Origin of the sequence: Methanoculleus sediminis (assembly GCF_001017125.1) — an archaeon.
Classification (GTDB): domain Archaea; phylum Halobacteriota; class Methanomicrobia; order Methanomicrobiales; family Methanoculleaceae; genus Methanoculleus; species Methanoculleus sediminis.
In genome coordinates this window covers 85,175-92,502 of sequence record NZ_JXOJ01000006.1, presented here as the reverse complement: position 1 = coordinate 92,502, position 7,328 = coordinate 85,175, and the positions used below count along the sequence as shown (strand labels likewise).

Below are 7,328 nucleotides of genomic sequence, written 5' to 3'. Positions count from 1 at the left end.
CACTGAAGAACGACGTTCCGCTAGGAACGACTGTCTGAAGCGCGATGGTTTGTAAGAACCGGAGCGTGAGCACCGGAGGTGCGAAGGACAGGAGTTCGAGACCGGAGTTGCGCAACCCACTACGATCCACTGCACGGGAATATCCCGGGAAAAATCCCCCTCACCTTCGCCGCCCTCTCCTGTCGTATACCCCCGGCATGGCCTCCCGGACGGCGGCGAGCGTCTCCGGGAGGAGGGTGCCCTTCTTTCCGACGACGTCCGCCGTCCGGATGGTGGCGGCGTGTGCGGCCAGAGCGTAGCTCTCGGTGAAGAGGTCGAGCCCGCCCCGGGCGAAGTCGTCGAGCGAGAGGGGTATCGAGATGCCGTCGGCGGACGGGCTGCTCGATACCGGGCAGACCAGCAGGCTCCCGCTCTCTCCCGCAGAAACGATCACCGCCGGGCGCACCTTCCGCTCGCTCCCTCCCCCGATGCGCACGGGGGCTAGAACGACGTCGCCGCTGGCGTAGCGTCCCATGTTCATACTGATTGGCTGCAGAACCGATAAGAGAATTGATCCGGGCTTTACGGTTACAGAAGGATAGGGGAGCGTTCTCGCCCCCACGGTGCGCCGTTATGGCGCCCGCCCGTTTGCTTTTCCGTTGGATTTCTGCTGCGCATCAAGGAACTCCTTCTGGTTCTTCGCCTTCTCCTTCACCATCGCGGCCCGGGCATGCCCGCCATCGTTGCCGAATTCCGCCTTTTTGCCGTTGCCCGGGTCGATCACGGAGACGGCCCCGGTGCCGGCGACCGGGACGGAACCGTTCTCCGTCACGACGGTGCCGGTCACGGTCAGGTTGCCGTCGCCGGCGGCGAGGTCGAGATCCTGGCGCCGGTACTTCAGGATGAGCGTGCCGCCGTCCTTTGCGCAGGAGTTGACCTTCTCCGGTGTTGCGTTCCCGATCGCGAACTCCGAGGGGTTCGATACCGTCGTGTTCGCGCTGTCGGCTCCGGCAAACCCGAGCCAGTCAGCGATGCTGATAAAGACGGTCATGACACCGTTGCTCTTCCTGTTCAGGACCTTCGGGGCGACCTTCACCTCCGCCGTCTGCGGGTCGACGGTCACGTTCAGGGTGTCGCAGGCGACGGCACCCGTCGCGTTGTTTGCGACCTCTACCGTGACCGTGTAGGTGCCGGCGGCGAGGTAGGTGTGGGTTGCCCGGACGGTGCCGTTCTGCTCGTCGTCCTGCACGATCTCCGCCTCGGTCCTCCCGGTGCTCCAGTTGACGCAAGCCGAGAGGTTCATCGCGTCGAATACGTCCGTGTCGTTGCAGGCAGCGAGGATGGTAACCGGCTCCCCGGCAAGCACGGTGCGGTCGCCCCCTGCATCGACGACAAGGGCGGCCTGCACGGCAGGAACCACCACGGCAAGGGCGATGAAGAGGGAGAATATCCGGATTGTGGTATCTCGTTTCATGAGTGATTACCTCCGGTAGATACTGGCCCGGCTCCCCTATTTGACCGCATTGAGCTTCCGGGTTCAATCGATGAGCCGGGCGGTGGGGAACGGCCGCCCTTATACCCGGAGCAGCCTGGCGTTGATCGCGACGATCACCGTACTTGCGCTCATCAGCACCGCTCCTGCCGCCGGCGTGAGAAGGATCCCGGCGCCGATCAGGACCCCGGCGGCGAGCGGAATGGCGACGGCGTTGTAGCCCGTCGCCCAGAGGAGGTTCTCGAACATCTTCTGGTAGGTCTTCTTTGCAAGGTCGATGACCGCCGCCGCGTCCCGCGGGTCGCTTCTCACGAGCACGATATCGGCGCTCTCCACCGCCACATCGGTCCCGGCCCCGATGGCTACCCCGAGATCGGCCTCGACGAGCGCGGGTGCGTCGTTGATCCCGTCGCCCACCATCGCCACACGGTAGCGCCGCTGCACCTCCCGGATCTTCTCCGCCTTCTCGTGAGGCAGGACTCCTGCAAAGAACTCATCGAGACCCAGTTCCCCCGCCACCCACGCTGCGACGTCGCGGTTGTCCCCGGTCAGCATCATGCACCGGACCCCCATATCTTTGAGCCGGCGGATCGCCTCCCCCGACTCCGGCCTGATGATGTCGGCGAGCGCGAGCGCTCCCGTGAGCCGGTCGTCCTCGAGCAGGAAGACGACGGTCTTGCCCTGCTGCTGGAGCGCCTCGATCCGTCCGTCCCCGGCATCGATGCCCCGTTCCGCGAGGTAACCCGGACCGACCACCCGGACGTTCCTGCCCCCGACCGTCCCCTCGACGCCGACCCCCGGGATCGCCCGGAACCCTTCTACCGTAAGCGGAGCGAGTCCCCGTTCCTCCGCACTCCGGACGATGCCCCGGGCGATCGGGTGCCCGGAGTGCGCCTCAACCGATGCCGTCGTCCCGACCACGTCCTCCTCCGCCGCGCCGCCGAAGGCGAGGACGTCCGTGACCCCGAACCGCCCCTCCGTCAGGGTCCCGGTCTTGTCGAAGACGACCGCAGTGAGGTCTTTTGCCCGCTCGAACGCGCTCCGGTCCCGGATCAGGAACCCCGACTTGGCGGCAAGCGCCGTCGAGACCGCGATCACGAGCGGGACGGCGAGGCCGAGCGCGTGGGGGCAGGCGATGACCATCACGGTCGCGGCCCGCTCCACTGCAAATCCGGTTCCCTCCCCGAGGGCGAACCATACCGCGAACGTCACCGCACCGACCGAGAGGGCGATCGCCACCAGGAGGAACGCCGCCCGGTCGGCGAGATCCTGCGTCCGCGACCTGCTCTCCTGCGCCTTTCGCACGAGGTCGATCACCTGCGCGAGGTAGGTCTCCGCACCCGTCCGCCGGACCTCGACGACGATCGAGCCCTCACCGTTGACCGCCCCGCCGATGACCATAGCACCCGGGCGTTTCTCCACCGGGCGCGACTCCCCGGTGAGCATCGCCTCGTCGACGCTCGTCGCCCCCTCGATCACTGCGCCGTCCACCGGCACCTTCTCTCCGGGCCGGACGAGGACCCGGTCGCCCGGTTCGAGCCGGTCGACGGGCACGTCGTCGGTCCCCCCGTCCCGGAGAAGGTGCGCCTCCGAGGGCATGACCCGGACGAGTTCCTCGAGCGCCCGCGAAGCCCCGAGAACCGAGCGCATCTCCACCCAGTGCCCGAGGAGCATGATGTCGATCAGGGTGGCGAGTTCCCAGAAGAATCCTTCTCCGCCGACGAGACCGAGAACGACCGCCGAACTGTATACGTAGGCGACGGTGATCGCGACGGCGATGAGCGTCATCATCCCGGGCATCCGCGCCCTGAGTTCGCGTACGATGCCGGTAAGAAACGGCCACCCGCCGTAGAGGTAGACTGCGGTCGCAAGAGCGAGGAGCAGGTAGTCCGAACCCGGGAACCGGATGACTATCCCGAGAAGTTCCTGGACCGGCTCCGAGAGGAGGAGAATCGGAACCGTCAGTATCGTCGAGACGACGAACCGCCGCCGGAAGTCTTCGAGGGCATGGTGATGCGTGCCGTGGCCGGGCCGGCGCTGCTCCGGCGGCTTCTGCCCGGCGGCTTCTGTCAGATGCGTCTCGTACTGTCGTCCGTCCTCACCGTGATCGTGGGCCACCTCATGCCCTCCCCGTCTGCTTCTCTTCTGCGGTCCCGTCGTGCATGTCCAGGCCGCGTGCGTACCCGTTCATGGGGGTGATGCCGTTCTTGCGGGATGTAAATATACCGGCCGCGCGCAGCCGGAGCAGCACCGGGGCACGTGTCTGCCTTCTCGCGGGTGACGGACGCCTGCCGGTGGAAATGAACAGATTTATAACTTCAGGGAAATAGCATAATGCCTGTGCTCGGATGAACCTGCCCGCATGACCGGTAGAATCGTCAAAATTCGTCTGAATTTTGGCAGAATTCACTGGAGGTGTGCGGGAACATTTTATCTGCCCATGGAGATGAAACTCCTCCGAGAGTAAAGGAAGGTGATCCCGGCCGATGCATGAATGCACACCCGCACATGACGATATCCTCGTGCTCTCCGGCATCCTGGATGCGTTCGACGAGGGGCTGCTTATTGTCGGTCCCGACAACCGGGTGGCCTGCATCAACAGGCGCCTGCGGCACCTGCTCGGCATCAGCCATGACGAGCCCGGTGGAACCGGCGCGGATCGCTTCGTCCGCCGGACCCTGGCATCCCGTATCTGCGAGGAGTCGGGAAAAACCGAGATCGCTGCATTCCTCTCCGGCCGCGTTCCGGCTGCCGATTTCCCGTGCGCGATGCGGTTGCCCGACGGCGGCGAAGGGTGGTTCCGCTGTTCATGCAGGGCCGTGCATGAAGGCCGGCTTCGCGGCAGCCGGCTCATTCGCTTTTCTCCCGAACCTTCCGGCGACCGGATCACCCCGGGCAACGCTCGCGGAGTGGGTGTGGATGACGCTAAACGGAGGCGGATAGAGGAGATCCTGCGGGAAAGCGAGGACCGCTACCGGTTCCTCGTCGAGAACCTCAACGAGGGTATCGCGCTGATAGACAGAGAGGGCACTGTGGTCTTTGCCAACCAGAAGATGGCCGATCTCCTCGGCTGCCCGGTCGCCAGGATCATCGGCTCGTCGGTCTATGCGTTCGTCGATGGGGATGGAGCCGGAGACGTGAGGGAATTCCTGCAGCGTCTGGGCCGGAACGTGCGAGAGGTCTTCGAGTTCGAACTGGTCCGAAAAGACGGCACCCGTATCCATACGCTGCTGGCGACCACCCCTATCATCGACGCCGGCGGCACCTGCCGGGGATTCCTTGCCGGAGTCCAGGACATCACCCCCTTAAAGCAGATGGAGGCAAAGCTCCGCGAAAGCGAGGAGAAGTACCGGTCTCTCGTCGAACTCTCCGCCGAGGCGACCCTGATCCACCGCGGCGGGAATATCGTATTCGTCAACCCCGCCGGCCTGAAGCTGCTCGGGGCTTCACGCCCCGAGGAGGTCATCGGGAAAGCTATCCTCGATATCGTCCACCCGGACGCCCGGGCTACGATCGAGGCGTTCACCGTGCGGGACCTCCAGGGCGTGGAGACGCCGCTTGTCGAGTTATTGGTCCTCAGGCTCGACGGGACGACGGTTCCCATCGAGGGAAGGGGGACGCGGACGATCTTTGAGGGCCGGCCTGCGGTCCAGGTCGTTCTGCGGGACGTCAGCCACCGGAAACAGGCGGAGGAGCAACTGCAGGCGAGGAACCGGCATCTCCTGCTGCTCAACCGGATCATCGGCACATCCGCATCGACACACCTGCCGGGAGAACTGCTGGTGACGGCACTCAATCAGACGCTCGATCTCCTCGGCTACGACGGCGGCGCGATCTACCGCCTCGATTCCGGGCGTGGAGACGCCGCTCTCCAGTGCCGGCGAAACATGCCGGATGCATGCCTGGAACTGGCAGAAACCATTTTTGGGGTGTCGTTTGCCGATACCATCGCCACCGGTCTTCCGTGCTACCTTGAACAGGACCGGGGCCCGAACACCTCGGGAGCCCGCCTTCTCCGGGAGCTCGGGTTTGCCGCACTCGCCTGCATCCCGCTCGTCGTCGAGTCCGACGTCGTCGGGGCGCTCCTCATCGGGAGCAGGGAGCGGGGATTCTTCGCTCACGACGAGCGCGCGCTCCTTGAAGCGGTCGGACGTGAGATCGGCGCCGGCATCGTGCGGAGAATGCTCTACCGGAGGCTTGAGGTGGCAAACCGGGAGGCGAACCTCTACCTCGACATCCTGACGCACGATATCCGGAACGCAGACAACGTCACAAACATCTACGCCGACCTCCTCATCGACGAGCTCGAGGGCGAGCCGGCCCGGCACGCCCGGAAGCTGAAGGACGGGATCAGGAAGAGCATCGAGATTACCGCAAACGTCGCCACCCTCCGAAAGATCCAGGAGTGTCGGAACGGACTTGCGCGACAAAATCTCCACGACGTTATCCTGGAGGAGATCGCCCACTTCCCCGACCTCTGCATCTGGTACTGCGGGCAGCCCGTGGAGGTTTTCGCCGACGATCTCCTGCCCGAGATCTTCACGAACCTCATCGGCAACGCCGCAAAGCACGGCGGGCCGGGTGTCGAGGTCACGGTGGCGGTCGATGATCTGGACGGGAAGACCATCGTCGTCACCGTTGCCGACACCGGCCCGGGTGTTCCGGACGAGGCGAAGGAGGCGATCTTCTTCCGGTTCGAGCGGGAGGGCGGCAGGCGGGGGAGCCAGGGACTCGGCCTCTCGATCTGCCGGATGCTTGCTGCGCGCTACGGCGGCAGGATCTGGGTCGAGGACCGGGTCAGGGGGCATCCGGAGCAGGGCGCGGCATTCCGGTTCACTCTCAGGAAAGCCGGACGCGGGGAATGTGCGTAGGCCACCCCGGTTTCCGCCAGATCGTTCGCGATGCACGCCTGACGGGATAATCGGATTTATTCCTCCCGTCGCAGATAGTTTACCATGTACAGGATTGTTCCTCTTCTCTTTGTCTGTATCCTCCTCTCTGCCGGATGCCTCGCCGCAGACGAGCCCCGGGCGGAGGCGGCTGTCAGCCTGATCGCCCCGGCGGCCCCGATCCCCATCTTCGACGGCCGGGCGACATACTTCGGGATCATCGGCGAGGAGACGCCGCAGATCCGGGCGAATTACAGCATGGGCTGCGTCTCCATCGCACCGGGCAACGCGACGCCGCCGCACCGCCTGGTCGGGACGACGGAACTCGTCTACGTGCTCGCCGGTGCGGCGGAGGTCCGTTGCGGCAACGAGACGATAACCGCCGGCGAGGGAGAGACGGTGCTCCTGCCGGAAGGCGTGCTGCAGTCGATAGCCTCGGCCGGGGATACGGAACTCCGTTACATCACCGTGATCCAGCCGCCCTTCACCGCTGGAATCGAGGTGTCGGGAGACGGGCTTGACGTTATCAGTGCGGGGACAGGCTGTGCGCCGCTCGTCGTCGCCGATCCCCGGGAGGGGATCGAGTGGAGCCTCGAATCCGGCGTGGCGGTCTATACTCTCTTAAATCCGGTGCTGATGAACGAGACCGTCGTCCCGATCGGCTACAGCCTCGCGTACGCCGAACTCCTCCCGGGCGGGTATCTCGGCTACGACGGTATCAACGGCTCTTCCGACCTTCTCTACGTGATCGAAGGGGAGATCGAGGTAGTCACTCCCGATGGAGAATCGATACGGGTTCCGGCCGGGAGTGCCGCCTACGTCCTGCCCGACCAGGTGAAAGAGACCCGGAACGGCGCAGACTCGACCACGAGGCTTCTCTCGTTCATCGACCCGGCGTGGACGCCGGAGAAGACCGTTCTCTTTGAATAGTCTCGTCTCCTCTTTTTTGCCCGACGCCTGTTCCTCGC

At 65.0% G+C, this 7,328-nt stretch carries 5 protein-coding genes; 2 read left to right on the top strand and 3 right to left on the bottom strand.

The features are described 5' to 3' along the window. Positions 1-160: 160 nt before the first annotated feature. The 3 genes from SZ63_RS10570 to SZ63_RS10560 form a co-directional block, all read right to left on the bottom strand. Entirely contained in the window at positions 161-514 is a 354-nt protein-coding gene (locus tag SZ63_RS10570) for a type II toxin-antitoxin system PemK/MazF family toxin (RefSeq protein WP_048185285.1), read from the bottom strand. A 96-nt stretch (positions 515-610) separates the two neighbouring features. Beyond that, positions 611-1,453 (bottom strand): PKD domain-containing protein, encoded by an 843-nt coding sequence (locus SZ63_RS10565; protein WP_048185184.1) that lies wholly within the window; start codon positions 1,451-1,453, stop codon positions 611-613. Positions 1,454-1,552: 99 nt separating this feature from the next. Continuing rightward, positions 1,553-3,589: a copper-translocating P-type ATPase gene (locus SZ63_RS10560; RefSeq protein WP_082122758.1), complete on the bottom strand. Its 2,037-nt coding sequence runs from the start codon at positions 3,587-3,589 to the stop codon at positions 1,553-1,555. A gap of 368 nt (positions 3,590-3,957) precedes the next feature. Here SZ63_RS10560 and SZ63_RS10555 point away from each other — a divergent pair, with 368 nt between their 5' ends. After that, positions 3,958-6,342 (top strand): PAS domain S-box protein, encoded by a 2,385-nt coding sequence (locus tag SZ63_RS10555; protein ID WP_048185182.1) that lies wholly within the window; start codon positions 3,958-3,960, stop codon positions 6,340-6,342. 84 nt (positions 6,343-6,426) lie between these two features. Beyond that, positions 6,427-7,290: a cupin domain-containing protein gene (locus SZ63_RS10550; RefSeq protein ID WP_048185179.1), complete on the top strand. Its 864-nt coding sequence runs from the start codon at positions 6,427-6,429 to the stop codon at positions 7,288-7,290. Positions 7,291-7,328 lie beyond the last annotated feature (38 nt).

Coding starts and splice junctions, on each gene's coding strand:
- SZ63_RS10555 (WP_048185182.1), top strand. CDS start 3,958: ATGCATGAATGCACACCCGCACATGACGATATCCTCGTGCTCTCCGGC.
- SZ63_RS10550 (WP_048185179.1), top strand. CDS start 6,427: ATGTACAGGATTGTTCCTCTTCTCTTTGTCTGTATCCTCCTCTCTGCC.
- SZ63_RS10570 (WP_048185285.1), bottom strand. CDS start 514: ATGGGACGCTACGCCAGCGGCGACGTCGTTCTAGCCCCCGTGCGCATC.
- SZ63_RS10565 (WP_048185184.1), bottom strand. CDS start 1,453: ATGAAACGAGATACCACAATCCGGATATTCTCCCTCTTCATCGCCCTT.